Source organism: Isoptericola sp. NPDC055881 (assembly GCF_053615895.1).
The window spans coordinates 12,254-28,364 of record NZ_JBSHCR010000055.1 but is presented as its reverse complement, the minus strand read 5'-3'; the positions used below and the strand labels follow the sequence as shown (position 1 = coordinate 28,364).

General features: G+C 74.7%; 12 protein-coding genes. 5 read left to right on the top strand and 7 right to left on the bottom strand.

Annotation, left to right across the window (positions count from 1 at the left end; translation table 11 throughout):
• Positions 1-68: 68 nt before the first annotated feature.
• The gene (locus ACWGKI_RS15710) at positions 69-350 is read right to left on the bottom strand and encodes an HU family DNA-binding protein (RefSeq protein ID WP_079573476.1); all 282 of its coding nucleotides are present in this window, start codon (positions 348-350) and stop codon (positions 69-71) included.
• A 228-nt stretch (positions 351-578) separates the two neighbouring features.
• Positions 579-1,262, bottom strand: a complete 684-nt coding sequence (locus ACWGKI_RS15705; protein ID WP_452188190.1) for a copper resistance CopC family protein — start codon at positions 1,260-1,262, stop codon at positions 579-581.
• Positions 1,263-1,420: 158 nt separating this feature from the next.
• Here ACWGKI_RS15705 and ACWGKI_RS15700 point away from each other — a divergent pair, with 158 nt between their 5' ends.
• Complete coding sequence (locus ACWGKI_RS15700; protein ID WP_380244470.1) at positions 1,421-3,463, top strand: NAD(+) synthase; 2,043 nt, start codon at positions 1,421-1,423, stop codon at positions 3,461-3,463.
• Positions 3,464-3,505: 42 nt separating this feature from the next.
• Here the strand turns inward: ACWGKI_RS15700 and ACWGKI_RS15695 are convergent, their stop codons facing one another.
• Positions 3,506-4,678, bottom strand: coding sequence for an epoxide hydrolase family protein (locus ACWGKI_RS15695; protein ID WP_452188188.1), 1,173 nt, complete (start codon positions 4,676-4,678; stop codon positions 3,506-3,508).
• A 119-nt stretch (positions 4,679-4,797) separates the two neighbouring features.
• Here ACWGKI_RS15695 and ACWGKI_RS15690 point away from each other — a divergent pair, with 119 nt between their 5' ends.
• Positions 4,798-6,051 (top strand): amidohydrolase, encoded by a 1,254-nt coding sequence (locus tag ACWGKI_RS15690; protein WP_452188187.1) that lies wholly within the window; start codon positions 4,798-4,800, stop codon positions 6,049-6,051.
• 16 nt (positions 6,052-6,067) lie between these two features.
• On the opposite strand, the gene ACWGKI_RS15685 is transcribed toward ACWGKI_RS15690, so the two are convergent.
• On the bottom strand, positions 6,068-7,474 hold the full coding sequence (locus ACWGKI_RS15685; protein ID WP_380244467.1) for a glutamate decarboxylase: 1,407 nt from the start codon (positions 7,472-7,474) through the stop codon (positions 6,068-6,070).
• A gap of 101 nt (positions 7,475-7,575) precedes the next feature.
• Positions 7,576-9,567 carry a penicillin-binding transpeptidase domain-containing protein gene (locus ACWGKI_RS15680; protein ID WP_452188184.1) on the bottom strand — a complete coding sequence of 664 codons (1,992 nt, stop codon included), beginning with the start codon at positions 9,565-9,567 and terminating at the stop codon, positions 7,576-7,578.
• A gap of 38 nt (positions 9,568-9,605) precedes the next feature.
• Between ACWGKI_RS15680 and ACWGKI_RS15675 the strand changes: the two genes are divergently transcribed.
• On the top strand, positions 9,606-10,355 hold the full coding sequence (locus ACWGKI_RS15675) for a M15 family metallopeptidase (RefSeq protein WP_452188182.1): 750 nt from the start codon (positions 9,606-9,608) through the stop codon (positions 10,353-10,355).
• Positions 10,356-10,421: 66 nt separating this feature from the next.
• Here ACWGKI_RS15675 and ACWGKI_RS15670 read toward each other — a convergent pair whose 3' ends face one another.
• Together ACWGKI_RS15670 and ACWGKI_RS15665 are read right to left on the bottom strand one after the other, a co-directional pair.
• The gene (locus ACWGKI_RS15670; RefSeq protein ID WP_452188180.1) at positions 10,422-11,654 is read right to left on the bottom strand and encodes a MalY/PatB family protein; all 1,233 of its coding nucleotides are present in this window, start codon (positions 11,652-11,654) and stop codon (positions 10,422-10,424) included.
• An 83-nt stretch (positions 11,655-11,737) separates the two neighbouring features.
• Positions 11,738-12,445 (bottom strand): hypothetical protein, encoded by a 708-nt coding sequence (locus tag ACWGKI_RS15665; protein WP_452188179.1) that lies wholly within the window; start codon positions 12,443-12,445, stop codon positions 11,738-11,740.
• A 292-nt stretch (positions 12,446-12,737) separates the two neighbouring features.
• Here ACWGKI_RS15665 and ACWGKI_RS15660 point away from each other — a divergent pair, with 292 nt between their 5' ends.
• On the top strand, positions 12,738-13,058 hold the full coding sequence (locus tag ACWGKI_RS15660) for a hypothetical protein (protein WP_380244462.1): 321 nt from the start codon (positions 12,738-12,740) through the stop codon (positions 13,056-13,058).
• Between the two features lie 84 nt (positions 13,059-13,142).
• Entirely contained in the window at positions 13,143-16,094 is a 2,952-nt protein-coding gene (locus ACWGKI_RS15655; protein ID WP_452188177.1) for a helix-turn-helix transcriptional regulator, read from the top strand.
• The last annotated feature ends 17 nt before the right edge of the window (positions 16,095-16,111 follow it).

The following is a 16,111-nucleotide window of genomic DNA, read 5'->3' as shown; positions in this document are numbered from 1 at the left end:
CGCTCGCGCAGGGCGAGCGGCGGGCCTCCGGGTGGCTGACGCGACGGAGTCGTCGTGTCAGCGAAGGATCACTTGGCGACGGCCTTCTTCAGCAGCGAGCCGGCGCTGATCTTCACACCGAAGCCGGCCGGGATCTGGATCTCCTCGCCCGTGCGCGGGTTGCGACCGGTGCGGGCCGCGCGCTCGACGCGCTCGACCGAGAGCAGACCCGTGACCTTGACAGCCTCGCCCTTGGCGAGCGACTCCTCGAGCACAGCCTGGAAGGCGTTGAGGAACTTCTCCGCCTCCGCCTTGCTGAGCTCGGCCTTGCCGGCGATGGCCGAGACCAGCTCGGACTTGTTCAGCGACATGTGCATCCCTTCTCCGGTTCACGACGCGCGCGACCCGCACGTCGTCACGTTCTCGATCCTGGCCGGCTCGCGCCGGGGGACCGGGGAACACACTAGGGAACATCCGCGGATTCCTGCGACTTTTCCGCGCGTGGCGTGCCGGACACTCCCACCGAGACCCCTGTCGGGCGCGTGATCTGTCCCGCTATCGGCCCTCATGGCGGCACAGATCGCGTGCTCGGCGGCTCGTCAGGACTGCGGTCCGCCGGCCCCGTCGTCCCGCTCGTCGTCCTGATCGTCGTCCCGCTCGTCGTCGGCCGCCTCGGGCCGCCGCGCCCGCAGCACCAGGGCCGCGGCGACGCCCACGGCCGCCAGCACGGCCACCGGGAACAGCCACGCCGTCGCCCATCCGGCCTCGCCCTGGGCGTCGAGCTCGGCACCGGGCGTCCCGGTGCGGTGCACGTGACCGTCGTCGGGCGCGCTCGGCGCAGGCGACGTCGGGCTGGGCGTCGGGCTCGGTGACGGGCTGGGTGACGGGCTCGGTGAGGTGGCCGCGACGGTGAACGAGAGGTCGCCCTCGACCGGGTGGCCGTCGGAGGAGACGACGCGCCACGTGACGTCCCACGTGCCGCCGGGAAGGCCGGCGGGCAGGGTCGCGGTGGCCTCGTCGCCGTCGACGGCGACCTGCGCGGACGTCGTGCCGGCGGACGTCGCGACGGCCACCTGGGCGCCGGCCTGCAGCACGTCGGCGCTGAACACGAGCGTGATCGTCGTCGGGGGCTCGGCGAGGCGGGCGCCGTCGGCCGGGTCGGAGGAGACGAGCCGGTCGTGCGCGGCGGCGGGCTGCGCGACGGCGAGGCCGAGCGCCGGGCCGAGCAGCGCCGCGAGCAGGACGACGAGCGCGCGCCGGCGGCGGGCGAGGTGGGGGTGCACGACCCGACCCTAACGAGACCTGTCAGACCCAGGTGCCGGTAGAGCCGCACCTGCGTCTGACAACTTTCCGGGCCCGCAACCTGTCAGAGTCACGTGCCGGCATGGCAGCACCTGGGTCTGACAGCTCGTGGGGGCGGCGGTGTTCCTACACTCGGGGGGTGGACTTCACCTCGGCCTACGCCCACGGCTTCGCCCGCGTCGCGGCCTGCACCGTCCCCGTCACCGTCGCCGACCCCCGCGCCAACGCGGCCGCGATCCTCGCCGAGGCGCGCGCGTGCCACGACGACGACGTGGCGGTCGCCGTCTTCCCCGAGCTGAGCGTGTCCGGCTACGCGATCGATGACCTGCACCTTGCCGACACGCTGCTCGAGGCGACGTCCGACGCGCTCGCGACGATCGTGGAGGCCAGCGCGGACCTGCGCCCGATGCTGGTCGTCGGCGCCCCGCTCGAGGTCGGCAACCGGCTGCTGAACTGCGCCGTCGTCGTGCAGGGCGGCCGGGTGCTCGGCGTCGCGCCCAAGTCGTACCTGCCGAACTACCGCGAGTTCTACGAGAAGCGCTGGTTCGCGCCCGGCGACGACCGGCGCGGCGCCACCGTGACCCTGCCGTTCGCGGACGGGCCGGTGCCGTTCGGCCCCGACCTGCTGTTCGCGGCGGACGACGTCGCGGGCCTCGTCGTGCACGTCGAGGTGTGCGAGGACCTGTGGGTCCCCGTGCCCCCGTCGGCGGAGGCAGCGCTGGCGGGCGCGACGGTGCTGCTCAACCTGTCGGCCAGCCCCATCACGGTGGCCCGCGCGGAGGACCGGCGCCTCATGGTGCGCTCGGCGTCGCACCGCAACCTCGCGGCCTACGCGTACGCGGCGGCGCAGGGCGAGTCGAGCACCGACCTGTCGTGGGACGGCCAGACGATGGTCTACGAGGTGGGCGACGTGCTCGCCGAGACCGAGCGCTTCCCGGACGGCCCGCGACGTGCGGTGGCCGACGTCGACCTCGACCGCCTGCGTCAGGAGCGCCTGCGGCAGGGCTCGTTCGACGACAACCGCCGCGCCCTCGCCGACCGCCTCGACTTCCGCACCGTGGCGTGGACGGTCGACCCGCCGTCCGGGGACGTCGGGCTGCGCCGCAAGGTGGACCGGTTCCCCTTCGTGCCCGACGACCCGCAGCGCCTCGCCCAGGACTGCTACGAGGCCTACTCCATCCAGGTGGCCGGGCTGGAGCAGCGGCTGCGCGCCATCGGCCAGCCCAAGATCGTCATCGGGGTCTCCGGCGGTCTCGACTCGACGCACGCCCTGATCGTCGCGGCCCGTGCGATGGACCAGCTCGGGCGGCCGCGCTCCGACATCCACGCGATCACCATGCCCGGCTTCGCCACGTCGTCCGAGACGAAGGACCGCGCCACCCGGCTCGCACGGTCGCTCGGCGTGCACTTCGAGGAGCTCGACATCCGGCCCGCCGCCGAGCAGATGCTGCGCGACCTCGGCCACCCGTACGGCTCCGGCGAGAAGGTCTACGACGTCACGTTCGAGAACGTCCAGGCCGGGCTGCGCTACGACTACCTGTTCCGCCTCGCCAACCACCGTGGTGGCATCGTCCTCGGCACGGGCGACCTGTCCGAGCTCGCGCTGGGGTGGTGCACCTACGGTGTGGGCGACCAGATGTCGCACTACGCGGTGAACGCCGGCGTGCCGAAGACGCTCATCCAGCACCTCATCCGCTGGGTGGCGGACACCGGGCGGTTCGACGACGAGACCAACGACCTGCTGCGCGACATCCTCGCCCAGGAGATCTCCCCCGAGCTGGTGCCCGCCGCCGAGGGCGAGGCGCCGCAGTCCACCGAGGCCACGATCGGCCCCTACGCCCTCCAGGACTTCACGCTGTTCTGGACGTTGCGCCACGGCCTGCGGCCGTCGAAGATCGCCTTCCTCGCCTGGCACGCCTGGCGCGACGCCGAGACGGGCGCCTGGCCGCCGAACTTCCCCCACGACGAGCGGTCCGCCTACGACCTGGCGACCATCCGGAAGTGGGAGACGGTCTTCTTCCGGCGCTACTTCTCGTCGCAGTTCAAGCGGTCCGCCCTGCCCAACGGGCCCAAGGTCTCCCCCGGCGGCACGATGTCGCCGCGCGGGGACTGGCGGATGCCCTCCGACGCGTCGGCCGCGGCCTGGCTGGCGGAGCTCGAGGAGAACGTCCCCACGGAGTAGTCCCTGCCGAGTAGCCGACGGCGAGCGGCGGGGCCCGTCGCGCTACCGGCGGGCGGCCAGCACGGCGGCGAGGCCGTCCTGCAGGTCCGCGACGAACTGCTCCGGGACCTCCAGCGACGGGAAGTGGCCGCCCGCCGCGGGCTCCCTCCACCGGACGATCTTCCGGTACCGCTCCTCGGCCCAGGGCCGCGGGCACTTCTCGACGTCGCGCGGGTACATGGTGATCGCCGCCGGGACGTCCACCCGCAGGTCGGGGTCCAGGGCGCCGTGGCTCTCGGCGTAGATGCGGGCCGCCGACGCGCCGCTGCGCGTCAGCCAGTACAGGGTGACGTCGTCCAGGACCCGGTCCCTGGAGATGGTCTCGAACGGGCTGTCGTCGGTGTCCGACCACTCGGCGAACTTGTCGAGGATCCAGGCGAGGAGGCCGACCGGCGAGTCGACGAGCGAGTAGCCGATGGTCTGCGGCCGGGCCGCCTGCTGCTTCGCGTACGCCCCGCGGGGGCCCGCGTAGAACTCGCGGGTCTCCTCCGCCCACCGCCGCTCCGTCTCCGTGAGTCCGTCGGTCGTCAGCCCGGGCGGGGCCGCCGCGAACGTGGTGTGGATCCCGAGGACACGCTCGGGGAACCGGCCGGCCAGGACCGTGGTGATGTTGCCGCCCCAGTCGCCGCCGTGGGCGAGGAACTCGCGGTAGCCGAGCCGGCCCATGAGCTCCACCCACGCGGCCGCGATCCTCTCGGTGCCCCACCCGGTGGCGGCCGGCTTGTCGCTGTACCCGAAGCCCGGCAGCGACGGGACCACGACGTGGAACGCGGGGGCGTCGGCACGCCGGGGGTCCGCGAGCTCGTCGACGACGTGGGCCAGCTCGGCGACGCTGCCGGGCCAGCCGTGCGTCAGGACGAGGGGCGTCGCGTCCGCGCGGGAGGAGCGGCGGTGCAGGAAGTGGATCCCCAGACCGTCGACGGTCGTGCGGAACTGGCCGAGCTGGTCGAGACGGCTCTCGAACGCCCGCCAGTCGTACCCGCTGCGCCAGTAGCCCACGAGCTCGACGAGGTCCGCGAGCGGGACGCCCTGGTCCCAGCGGCGGCCGGGCCCGGCGCCGTGGACCGTCTCGGGCTCGGGCAGCCGGGCCGCTGCCAGCCGCGCGCGCAGGTCGGCCAGGTCGGCGTCGGTGGCATGCTCCTCGAACGGGTGCACGTCGGTGGGCAGGCGGTTCATGGGAGACCCTTCCGGGGAGACGACGGAACTCTCCGTGCCGGTTCTAGCAGCACCGTCGGACACAGCACCGTCGGACATGGTGACCCCCGACCGGCGCGTCCAGCGGCATGATGGCTCTCATGACCGCACCGATCCGCACCGCCCGCTCGTCCGTCGCGATCACGGGCGGCTACGTCGTCCCGGTGGACGGCCTGCCGATCGAGGGCGGCACCGTGCTGGTGCTGGACGGCGTGGTCTCCGCCGTCGGGCCGGACGTCGCGATCCCCGACGGCGTGCGTACCGTGGACGCGCGCGGCCGCTGGGTGCTGCCGGGGTTCGTCGAGTCGCACGGGCACGTGGGCGTGCACGAGGAGGCCGCGGGCTGGGCCGGCGACGACACCAACGAGAAGACCGGCCCGGACGGCGCGCACCTGCGCGCGCTCGACGCGATCAACATCGAGGACGAGGGCTTCCGCGACGCGCTGGCGGGCGGCGTGACGTCCGTCGTCGTGAAGCCGGGCTCCGCCAACCCGATCGGCGGGCAGACGGTCGCGATCAAGACGTGGGGCGGCCGGACGGTCGACGAGCAGGTCATCAGCGACGCCGTGTCCGTGAAGTCCGCGCTGGGCGAGAACCCCAAGCGCGTCTACGGCGACCAGAAGAAGGCGCCGTCCACCCGGCTCGGGGTGGCCGCCGTCATCCGGCAGGCGTTCCTCGACGCGCAGCACTACGCCGCGCAGCGCGACGCCGCCGACGCCAAGGGTGAGCCGTTCGCCCGCGACCTCGGCAAGGAGACCCTGGCCCGGGTGCTCGCCGGGGAGCTCGCGTGGGACCAGCACACGCACCGCGCCGACGACATCGCGACGGCCCTGCGCCTGGCCGACGAGTTCGGCTACCGCCTCGTGGTCAACCACGGCACGGACGGCGCCGCGATCGCCGACGTGCTCGCCGAGCGGGACGTCCCCGTCATCTACGGCCCCATGCTCACGTCGCGCTCCAAGGTGGAGCTGCGCGACCGCGACATCGCCAACCTCGCCCGGCTCGCGGAGGCGGGCGTCCGCGTCGCCATCACGACCGACCACCCGGTGGTGCCGATCAACTTCCTCGTGCACCAGGCGTCGTTCGCGGTGAAGGAGGGCCTGGACCCGCAGGTCGCGCTCGAGGCGCTGACGGTGAACCCGGCGTCCTTCCTCGGGCTCGACGACCGCGTGGGCGCGCTGGCCCCCGGCCTCGACGGCGACGTCGTCGTCTGGTCGGGGGACCCGCTCGACGTGGCCTCGCGCGCCGAGCACGTCTTCGTCACCGGCACCGAGGTCTACACCTGGGACCCCGCCGCCGAGGGCGGGCGCGGCGCGGGCCGCGTCGTCGAGCGGTCGGAGCGCTTCGCCCGCTGACGCCGGCGACCGGCTGTCAGTGGATGAAGCCGGTGCGCTGCCCCTCGGTGGGCATCGGGCCGGTGAGGGCGTCGAGGTAGGCGACCTCCTCCTCGAGGTCGGCGAGGAACGACGCCGCGAGGTCCTGGCTGAGACCGCTGCGCACGACGACGCGCTGCACGGTCACGTCGGTGAGGTCGTCGGGCATGGGGTACGCCGGCACGAGCCAGCCGCGGGTCCGCAGGCGGTCGGACAGGTGGTACAGGTTCCAGTTCTCCGTGTGCCCCGGCCGCAGCCGCCACGCGAAGACGGGGATGTCGGAGCCGTCGTTCCACAGCTCGAACGCGGGCAGCCTGCCCACGCCGTCGGCGAGGAACCGCGCGACGTCGTGGGAGGTGTTCTGCACGGCCTCGTACCCGGCCCGCCCCAGCCGCAGGAACATGTAGTACTGCAGCAGCACCTGCGCGCCCGGGCGGGAGAAGTTCAGCGCGAGGGTCGGCATGTCGCCGCCCAGGTAGCTCACCCGGAACACGAGGCTCTCGGGCAGCGCCGCCTCGTCGCGCCACACCACCCAGCCCAGGCCCGGGTAGACCAGGCCGTACTTGTGGCCGGAGGTGTTGATCGACGCGACCCGCTCCACCTGGAAGTCCCACACGAGGTCGGGCTGCACGAACGGCGCCACCATCGCGCCCGACGCCCCGTCCACGTGGATGGGCACGTCCAGCCCGGTGGCCGCCTGGATCCGGTCGAGCGCGGCCGCGATCTCGGTCACGGGCTCGTACATGCCGGTGTAGGTCACGCCGAGGATGGCGACCACGCCGATGGTGTCCTCGTCGACGTACTTCTCCAGGTCGTGCCCGTCGAGCACGCGGTGCTCCTCGCTGATGGGCACGTAGCGCGGCTCGACCTCGAAGTAGTTGCAGAACTTCTCCCAGCACACCTGCACCGCGCTGGACATGACCAGGTTGGGCGTGCCGACCGGCTTGCCGGCGTCGCGCCGGGCCTGCTGCCAGCGGCGCTTGAGCGCGAGCCCGGCGAGCATGCACGCCTCGGACGAGCCGATGGCGGAGGTGCCCATCGCCTTCCGCGGGTCCGGCGCGTGCCAGAGGTCGGCGAGCATGCGCCAGCACCGGTCCTCGACCGCCGCCGTGGCCGGGTACTCGTCCTTGTCGACCATGTTCTTGTCGGCGGCCTCCAGGTAGAGGCGGCTGGCGTGGTCGTCCATCCATGTGCCGACGAAGGTGGCGAGGTTGAGGCGGGCGTTGCCGTCGAGCATGGCTTCGTCGTGGACGATCTGGAACGCCGTCTCGGGCAGCGACTCCTCTGCCGGGAGCCGGTCGCGCGGCACGGAGCGCGTCTCCCCCGGTCGGACGAAGACAGGATTGAGCTCGACGTCCCCGCTGCGGGGGCGGCGCCGGCCGCTCCCTCGGGTCCTGCTGACCATGGCGGTTCCCCTCGTCGTCGGCGGGTCGGCGCCTTCGAGCCTAGGTCGGTCCCCGAGCGTTCACCCGCGCTGCGCGGGTGAACCGGGACCCCCGCCGGCCGTCACAGGCCGTCCAGGAAGTCCTCCATGAGGGGTCCCGCCGTGTCCGACCCGCGGTAGCCGTCCTCGACGAAGACGGCGACGGCGAGGTCGTCGACGATCGCGATCATCCACACGTGCTGCTGGGAGCCGTCGCCGTACTGGGCGGTGCCCGTCTTGGCGCCGACGATGCCCGGCACGTCCTGCAGCATGTCGGCGCTGCCGTCGGTCACGACGCCGTGCATGAGCTCGCGCAGCACCTTCGCCTCGGCCTCGCTCACGCCGGGCGTGGACGGCTTCTCCTCGTCCGCCTTGTCGTCGTCGCGCACCAGCACCGGCTCGACCCGGTGGCCGGCCGCGACGCTCGCCGCGACCGTCGCCATCCCGAGCGGCGACGCCTGCACCTTGCCCTGGCCGATCATCGACGCCGCGTGCTCGGTCTCGCTCGCCTTCTGCGGCACCGCGCCGAGGAACGCCGGGACCCCCAGGGACTCCGCCGCGGCCTCGTCGCCGACCAGGCCCAGGTCAGACGCCGCGGTCGTGAGGTCCGCCTGGGCGACCTTGCTGCTCTGGGCGATCATCGCCGTGTTGCACGAGTGCGCGAACGCGGTGCGCAGCGGCACGTCGCCCGTCGCCGACGCCGGGTAGCCCGGCACGTTGCCGAACGTGCGCCCGTCCACCGTGATCGAGTCGGTGCACGCCACCTTCGTGTCCGGCGTGATCCCCGCCCGCTGCATCGCGAGCGCGTCCACCACCTTGAACGTGGACCCCGGCGGGTACTGGCCGAGCGTCGCCGTGGACCAGCCCTCTCCCCCGGGCCCGCTCGCCGCGGCGAGCACCGCGCCGTCGGACGGCCGGATCGCGACGATCGCGCTCGCCGGGTCCACGTCGTCGAGCACGTCCTCGGCGTGCTCCTGCAGGTCCTGGTCCAGCGTCGTCGCCACGGGCGTGCCGTCCACCGCGTCCACGCGGTACAGCTCGCGGTCCTTGTCGTCGTCCTCCGCGGGCTCGCCGTCCAGGCCGACGGCGCCGTCCGTGCCGCCCGCCGGCACGACGCTCACGACGACGCCCGGGTGCCCGGTGAGCTGGTCGTCGTAGGCCTGCTGCATCCCGGACAGGCCCACGACGTCCCCGGCCTGCACGGCGCCCTTCGACTTCTTGACGACCTCCGCGGTCGCCTCGCCGACGCGACCCAGGATCGGCTTGGCGAAGGTGCTGGTGGGGCCCAGCTCCTGCGTGTCCTCGAGGGCGCGGACGCCGATGATGTCCAGGGCTTCGTCGAGCGTGAAGTCCACGCCGGGGTTCTGCTTGCGGATGGTGATCGCCTCGACGAACGCCTTGTCGCCGGCCGCCTCGACCTGGGCGAAGAACTCGTTGGGCTCCAGCCCCACCAGCTGTGCGAGGTCGCGCGCCGCGGACTCCTGCCCGAGGCCCTCGACCGCCGTCTTGTCGACCCCGATGTGCCACACGCCCCGGGCCGTGACCATCGGCTTGTCGTCGCCGTCGAGGAGGTCGCCCCGGTCGGAGTCGAGCGTCGTGACGCTCAGGCGCTCGCCCGGCGCCAGGTCGGGCACCAGCACGTCCGGGCTCCAGGTGGTGCGCCAGGTGCCGTCCCCGTCGCCGCTCTCGGGCGCCGTGTACGCCAGGTGTGCCGTGGTCGAGTACTTCCAGGAGAGGTCGCGCCCCAGGGGCCAGGCCCAGTCCAGCGTGACGTCGGCCGTCGTGGCCCCGTCCTTCGTGACCGGCTTGCCCACCTCCGCCACGGTCACCGTGTGCTTCCGCTTCCCGGCCGCGTCGACCAGGGGCCGCAGCACCTGCGTCAGCTGCGTCTGCGGGTCCACCGACCCGGGCGACTTCAGCGGCTGGTCGGCCACGTCCCCGGCCAGCAGCGCGCCCGCGAGCGCCTTCGCGGCGGCGTCGGCGGGCGGGACGTCGGGGCCTGAGCAGGCGACGAGGGGCACGGCCATCACAGGGGCCAGGACGGCGGCGAGAGCGAGGCGGTAGCGACGGCGCACCTTGGCGAGGTTAACGGCTTCCTGGCAGTCTTGACGGCATGTCACCCCGTGTCCTGGTAACGGTGCTGCATAGATTTCGTGCGGCATCCGTCGTCGGGGCCCTGGCGGTGTGCGGGGCGGCGGTCCCGGCGGCCGCGGCCGGCGCGGCGATCCCCGTCCCCCGGCCGGACGACACGGTGGTCCTGACCAGCGCGTGGACCCCGGTGGACGATCCTGCGGACCCGCTCGTGCTGGTGAACAAGGCGCGGCCTATCGCTCCGCGGGGCTGGGCGCCGGAGCACCTCGTGACCCCGGACGTCCCCGCCCTCGGCGGGCACGACCGCCTGCGGCCCGTGGCGGCGCGCGCGCTCGAGCGGCTGGCCGCCGCGGCCGACGCCGCCACCGGACGCGAGCTCGTCCTCGCCTCGGGGTACCGGTCGGAGGCCGACCAGCGGCGGCTGTACGCGCGCTACGTCGAGGGTCACGGGCGCCGGGAGGCGGACACGTTCTCCGCCCGTCCCGGGTTCTCGGAGCACCAGACGGGGCTGGCGGCGGACGTCGCCCAGCGGGGCACGTCGTACACGCGCTTCGGGCGGACGGAGACAGGCCGCTGGGTGGCGTCCCACGCGTGGCGCTACGGGTTCGTCGTGCGGTACCCGCGGGGCGCCGCCGCGGTCACGGGCTACAGCGCCGAACCCTGGCACCTGCGGTACGTGGGCACCACCCTGACGACCCGCATGCACCTGGCGGGCACCGCCACCCTGGAGGAGGCGTTCGGCGTCGCGCCGGCGCCCGACTACGTGCGCTAGCCGACCGGGCGGCACGGAGGTCGCGCCGGGCCGGTGGTGGGCGCTGGTTCCTGCGGCGCGACGGTGTCAGCCTTCGGTCAGCGCCCGCCCGAGCCGCCGCACGGCCTCGGTGAGGACCGCCGTCGACGTGGCGAGGTTGAGGCGCAGCCACCCAGCACCGCCCGCGCCGAACCGCACGCCGTCCTCGAGGGCGAGGCGGCCGCGCTCCAGGACGAGGCCGGCCGCGCCGGTGGCCGCGACGCCGGCGGGCAGCGCGTCCCGGACGTCCAGCCACGCGAGGTAGGTGGCCTCGGCCGGCTGCAGGCGGACGGCCGGGGCGTGCTCGGCCAGCAGCGTGGCGACGAGCGCACGGTTGCGGTGCACCCCGGCGAGGAGGGCGTCGAGCCACGGCCCGCCCTCGCGGTACGCGGCGGCGTGCGCGAGCACCGCCAGGTGGTTGACGGCATGCCCGGCCTCCTCGGGGATGCGGCGCAGGTCGGCGGCCGCGTCCGGGCCGCCGAGGGCGACGGCGGCGCGCAGCCCCGCCAGGTGGAAGGCCTTGGACGCCGACTGGACCACGACGGCGTCCTCGGAGCCGGCCACGGACAGCAGCGGGACGAACGGGGCGGCGCCTGCGGCGACGCGCTCGAACGTGAACGGGGCGTGGATCTCGTCGGCCACGACGCGCACGCCGTACCGGTCCGCGAGCGCCAGCACGGCCTCGAGCTCGGCGCGCGTGTGCACGGTCCCGGTCGGGTTGTGCGGGTTGCACAGCAGCAGGACGGCGCGACGCCCGGACCCTGGCCCGGTGCCGTGGGCGGAGGCGCCCGTGGCGTCGGCGAAGGCCTGCTCCAGCGTGCCCAGGTCGAGGCGCAGGTCGGCGTCGAGCGGCGCCTCCACGACCCGGCGGCCCTCGTGGCCCGGGAAGCCGTAGAACGGCGGGTACACGGGCGGGGTGACGACGACGGCGTCCCCGGGGCTGGTGAGGACGCGCAGCACCTCCACGACCGCCACCATGACGTCCGGCAGGGTGCGGCTCGACGCGACGTCGGGCGTCCACCCCCACCGGTCGGCGGCGAACGGCGCGAGCGCCTCCGCGTACGCGGTGCCGACGTCGTACCCGGTGTCGCCGAGGTCGAGGGCTGCGCGCACGGCGCCGACGACGCACGGTGCGACGGGGGTGTCCATCTCGGCGACGAACAGCGGCAGCACGTCGGGCGGGTACGCCTGCCACTTCACGGACGTGCGGCGGCGCAGGTCGTCGAGGGTGAGCTGCTCGAGAGGGTTGTCGACGGCGGTCGTCGCGGTCTCGTGGGTCACGGCTCCGGTCTACCAGACGCGGGGCGGTGACGTGCCGGACCCCCACGTCCCGGAGGGGCGTGGGGGTCCGGGTGCTCGGCTGCTCAGCTCGCGGCGGCCGCCGGCTTCACGACGGGCGCCCACTGGTCGGGTGCGAGGGCCGGGCGGTCGTCGTCCGTGCCGCCGGCCCAGCGCCGCGCGTCCTCGATGGTGGCCCCGAGGAGGGCGCGCAGGCGGGCGTCCGTGTCCGGGACGAAGGCCTCGCTGATGCCCTGCACGGCGGTCGAGACGACCGACGGTGCGGCGTCCCGCACGAACCGCTTGGGCCGCACGCGCGTGCCCTCGCAGAAGCGGTAGGCCCACTCGGCGGTCTTGGGCGACGCGGCGAGGGCGTCGGCGCTCTCCGGCGCGAGGGTGCCCTCGGGACGCCCGTCGAGGACGTCGAGCATGCGTTCCGCGCCGATGATCGCCACGGCCAGCGTCTGCTGCCGGTCCGCGGGCGCCACGGGCAGGGCCATCTGTGCCGCCCGCAGCGCGATCTGGACGTCCCAGCGCGGGTCGGAGCTGGTCAGCCCGATGACGGACGGGATGAGCGGCGCCAGCTGCGGCCGGTTCCCGTCGGAGGTCAGGTCGTTCACGGCGCGCGCGAGCATCGCCAGCAGCGGGTGCGTGCACTGGGGATGGTCGCTCCAGCGCTCCCCGGCCAGGAACGACGCCAGCTCCATGAAGCACGCGCCCTTCTTCGGGTTGCGGTGCTTGCCTCTTCCCAGCATCGGCAGCGCGTCGAAGGCGCCTCCAACAGATCCAGCCACGAGTCCACCCCCGTATCGGTCCGGTCCCCCCAGTGTGCGTCCGCTGTGACCTACGTCGCAACGGATACCGGGTGAGATCCCCGGAGCCGGGTCCGCCGTGGGTACCTCAGACCATCCCTAGGGCCTGTCGGCCGGTGACCTCGGCGGTCTGAGGTACCCCGCCCGCCGAAGACAGGTCGGTTGCCCGATCCCCGCCCCCGGGCCTCAGGACGAGCGTGGGCATCACAAGAACGAGACAGCCGGCGGTGGCCGGCACGAGAGGCCGGGACGACCGGCCGGCGAGGGGATCGAGATGGACCAGATGATCGGTTTCGACCGGGCGATCCAGGCAGAGCTGGAGTACCGCCGGGAGCGGCTGGCGCGTTCCTACCAGCGCGGCACGCCCGCCCCGGTGCGGGCGGCGGGCCGGTGGACCGCGACCGTGGTCCGGCGGCTGCGCGACCGGGGCGCCTCCCGGCGCGCGGTGCAGCAGCTCGGCGCGACGCTCGACGCCGTGGCGGCGCGGACCGACCCGTCGGCCTGGGAGCGCCAGGTGACCCGTCGGGCGGAGCAGATCGGCCGCGGGGTGGACGCGCTGCGGCCGCAGGACACGGCCGGGCGCCGGGCCGCCTGACCGGGCGGCCCGACCATGACCGGCGGCGCCGCGCACCCGGGAAAACCAGCGGCGCGTGTGGGTGCCCGGTGGGACGATCACCTGGTGCGACGTTCCAGCGAGGTGCCCCTGATCGCCCGCCAGGCGGAGGTCTCCGCCTTCCGCGGCGCGCTGGAGCGTGCCGCGGGAGGCGAGCCGGGCGTGCTGCTGCTCGGCGGGGACGCCGGCGTCGGCAAGACGCGCCTGGTCACGCACCTCGCGGACCTGGCCCGCGACGCCGGGGCGCGGGTCGTCGTCGCGCACTGCGTGGACCTGGGCGACGTCGGCATCCCTTACCTGCCGTTCACGGAGGCGCTGGGCGGGCTGCGGACGGTCCCGGCCGTGGCCGCGGTGATCGCCGAGCGCCCCGCGCTGACCCGGCTGCTCGACCCGGCCAGCGGCTCCGGCACCGACCACGCGGAGCGCCTGCAGCTGCTCGACGGCGTCGCGGGCAGCCTCGCCGCCGCCGGGCACGGGGGCTCCCCGCTGGTCCTGGTCCTCGAGGACCTGCACTGGGCGGACGAGTCGACCCGGGACGTGCTGCGGTTCGTGGTCGCGCGGATGCGCTCGGAGCACCTGCTGCTGGTCGCCACGTACCGCAGCGACGACGTGCACCGCCGCCACCCGCTGCGCCCCGTCATCGCCGAGCTGCACCGCCAGCGCCCCGTCGAGCACGTGGAGCTGTCCCCCTTCACGCCCGACGAGCTGCGCGAGTTCACCACCGCCACGCGCGGCGAGCCCCTCGACGAGGCCGAGTTCGACGCCGTGCGCAGCCGGTCGGACGGCAACGCGTTCTTCGCGGAGGAGCTGCTCGACGCCGGGCAGCCGTCCATGGGGCTGCCCTGGTCGCTGGCCGACGTGCTGCACACGCGGCTGCAGCGGCTGGACCCCGCCGTGCAGCAGCTGGTCCGCCTCGCGGCGGTCGCCGGCCGCCAGGTCGACGAGTCCCTGCTGCGCGCGGCGGCGCCGCGCGTGCCCGGCCTCGACGGTCCGGGCGTCGCCGACGCAGCCCTGCGCGAGGCCGTGGCGCAGCAGGTGCTGGGCGTGGAGGGCCAGCAGGTCGCCTTCCGGCACGCCCTCGTCGCCGAGGCCCTCGTGCTGGACCTGCTGCCCGGTGAGCGCACCACGATGCACCGCGCGTACCTGGAGGCGCTGGGCGCCGACCCGGCGCTCGGCTCGGCCGCCAAGCGCGCGCACCACGCCCTGCAGGGCCACGACCTGACGGCGGCGCTCGTCGCGTCGCGGGAGGCGGCCCGGCGGGCCGCCGAGCTCCTCGCCCCGGCCGAAGAGCTCCGCCACCTGGAGCAGGTGCTCTCGCTGTGGGACTCGGTGCCGGACGCCGAGGCGCTGCTGGGCGCCGACCGCGTCGCGCTGGCCCTGGAGACCGCTGCGGCCGCGAGCTCGGCCGGGCTGGCGACCCGGGCGGAGCAGCTCGCCCGGCGCGCCGTGGAGAGCCTCACCGGCGAGCCGGACCGCCAGGCCCTCCTGCGGCACGTGCTGGTGCGGTACGTGCTCGACCTGGAGTCCCTCGACGACGCCCTGGCGCAGTCCACCGCCGCGCTCGACGTCCTGCTCCCGGGCGCCACGGGCGCGGGCGTCTCGGGCCCGTTCCCCGAGGTGGCCGATGCCGACGCCACGCCGGAGCTCGCGTGGACGCTCGCCGTGCACGCGCGCGTCCTGCTCACCGTGGACAGGGACGACGAGGCCGACGTCGTCGCCCGGCAGACCGTCGACGTCGCCCGCCGCGCGGACGCCCCCGGCGCGGAGGCCGACGCCCTCGCGACGCTCTCCGTGCTGGAGGTGGGCACCCCGGACACCGCCGCCGCGCTGATCGACCGCGCCCGGGAGCGTGCCGTGGTCGCCGGCGACCTGCGCACCGAGATGCGCTGCTGGTACAACCTCGCCACCACCCACTTCTACGCGGGCCACCTCGACGAGGCCGAGCGCGTCCTCGAGGAGAGCATCGAGCGCGGACGCAGCACGGGCGTCATCTGGGGCGTGTACGGGGTGCAGCTGCTCGACCTCGCGCTGCTGGTGGCGTACTTCTCCGGCGACCTCACCGACCAGCCGATCCTGGACGGCGCGCCCGCGCCCGCCCTCGTCTACCTGGACACCGGCCGCCTCTACGCGACCACCGCCCGCGAGGGCGGCGACGCCGTCGCCGCCGCCGAGGCGCTGCGCCCGTCGTGGGGCGTGGACGGGCAGATCGCGCTCGTCGCGGGCGGCACGCTGGCCGACGCGCTCACGTGGGCGGGGCGGTACGACGAGGCCGTCGCCACGGCCGAGGAGGTCGCGGCCCACGTCGGCGCGACCTGGTCCGAGTACTTCCTGGGCCGCATCTGGCTGTCGGCGCTCGCCCTGGCCGGGCTCGCCGAGAACGCCGAGTCCGGGGGCCACGACGCCGACGCCGCGCGGACGCTCCTCGACCGCGGCGACGAGCTCCTCGCCGTCGCGCAGGAGACCGCGCGCCGCGGCCGTCCGCGAGGCGGCAGCCTGGGGCCGGAGGGTCGGGCCTGGCTGAAGCGGGCGGAGGCGGAGCACTCCCGCCTGCGCGCCGCTCTCACGGACGCCCCGGCCGCGCCGGAGCTGTGGGAGGCGACGGTCCGCGAGTTCGACTTCGGCTACCGCTACGAGGTGGCCCGGTCACGCTTCCGCTGGGCGCAGGCGCTGCGCGCGGCGGGGGACGTCCCGGCGGCCGAGGTCGAGGCGGCGGAGGCGCTCGGCGAGGCGACCGCCATGGGAGCGGCCCCGCTGGCCGAGGCGATCCACGCCTGGGGGCGGCGCGCCCGCGTGCCGCTGCCCGGCAGCCGCCGCACGACGTCCGTCCTCACGGAACGCGAGGAGGAGGTCCTGACCCTCGTGGCCCAAGGACTGAGCAACCGGCAGATCGGCGAGCGGCTCTACATCTCCACGAAGACGGTCAGCGTGCACGTGTCGAACCTGCTCGCCAAGCTCGGCGTCTCAGGGCGAACGGAGGCCGTCGCGGTCGCGCACCGGCGCGGGCTGCTCAACGTGTGACCGACAAGGTCCATACT